Raw genomic sequence first — 1,532 nt, 5'->3', positions numbered from 1 at the left:
ATGGAAGAGATAAAGAGCCAACATGAATGGGAATCTTTAGAAAAAATATTCTTGGAGTTGACAGAAAAATGAGGGAGTTTTTATCGTTTTTAAGAACACAAATGAAAGTTTATTATGGCATTTCCGCGATGAAATACAAATATTTTGTAAGAAAGAAAGATTTATGGGAAATAGTGCTTGCTACATTTGGAATAGCTGTTGGCGGTGGAACATTGCTTTTTATGTACATAATGTATTTAAACAGCATGTATGCAGCAAGCATGTTAATTAACCAGCCTCAGCTTATGCCTGTGACAGTCCTTCTTTTAGCTCAGCTCTTGACATTGGTATTCGGCTTTTTTTGGACTATTTCTCGTGTTTTATTTTTCTGATGATATAAATATTTTGCTTCCTCTTCCTATACAGCCTTATAAACTAGTTTTGTCAAAATATAGCATAATTTTATTGAATGAATATGTTACATTGGCATTTTTAATGCTACCAGCAATCTTTATATATGGCATTGGCACGCAGGCAGGAATTTTATACTATCTCGTTTCATTTATTGTATTTATATTTACACCTATTATACCTCTTTCTATTGCGGCAATTGCTTCTGTTTTAATTATGAGATTTGTAAATTTGAAAAGGAAAAAGGACTTGTATACAGTTATAGTGAGTATATTAGCGCTAATTTTCTTCTTTACAATACAATTTTTTATCAATCGGATTCCTCAAAATGGAGAACAACAGGCAATAGAAAATTTTATTTTGCAAAATGCTAACCTTGCAAAGATGATATCTAGAAGTTTCCCTCCTGCTTTATGGGGAGCAGTTTCTATGACGGATTATAATACTTTGTCAGGGGTTTTAAATCTTTTGATGTTTATCGCTGTATCAATAATATTTACAGCCGTTTTGGCTGTTTCTGCTCAAAAAATGTACTTAAAAGCTGTAATTTCAGGGCAAGAGGTTGAAGCAAAAAGAAAAGAAGTTTCATTGAAAAAAGAAATAGTGAGGTCCAGCCTATTGAAGGCACTATTGTTAAGGGAATGGAAGCTTTTTATAAGAGTTCCTGTATATGCTATGAATGTGTTGCCTGTGGCTATAATAATTCCCTTTGTATTTCTTGTTTCTTTTGTGGGGAATCCACAACTTGGACTTGAAATGGCTATAAAATACACCTCAGCTCCTGACGGCTGGTTTTGGGTTTCGATGATAGGGCTTTTCTTTTCTCTTTTTGTAGCAGGAAGTAACAGCCTTTCCTCTACTTCCTTCTCTAGGGAAGGAAAAATGTTTTACATATCAAAGTTGATGCCAGTTGAGCCGGCACTACAGTTAAAAGCAAAATGGATTTTTGGTATAATTATTACAATAGTGATTATACTTCCTACATATGTATTGGGCTGGTATCTTTTTAAAATACACCTTTTAAGTATGGTAATACTGATTGTTTTAATGCTTATAGGCATTTCCGCAGTAAATATACTAAGCCTTTTGATAGATGCTATGAAGCCTTCCTTTGAATGGGAGAATCCTCAAAAGGCTATGAA

General features: G+C 33.6%; 2 protein-coding genes. Both read left to right on the top strand.

Annotated elements, in window-relative coordinates:
- Nucleotides 1-26 precede the first annotated feature (26 nt).
- Nucleotides 27-371: a hypothetical protein gene (locus tag M663_RS15145; RefSeq protein ID WP_273702611.1), complete on the top strand. Its 345-nt coding sequence runs from the start codon at nt 27-29 to the stop codon at nt 369-371.
- A partial coding sequence (locus M663_RS14505) for a hypothetical protein (protein ID WP_273702610.1) occupies nt 355-1,532 on the top strand: 1,178 nt, incomplete at its 3' end. The genes M663_RS15145 and M663_RS14505, both read left to right, overlap by 17 nt.

It is taken from the genome of Thermoanaerobacter sp. A7A, assembly GCF_000445185.1.
Classification (GTDB): Bacteria; Bacillota; Thermoanaerobacteria; order Thermoanaerobacterales; family Thermoanaerobacteraceae; genus Thermoanaerobacter.
This window is presented reverse-complemented; position numbering and strand designations above follow the sequence as displayed.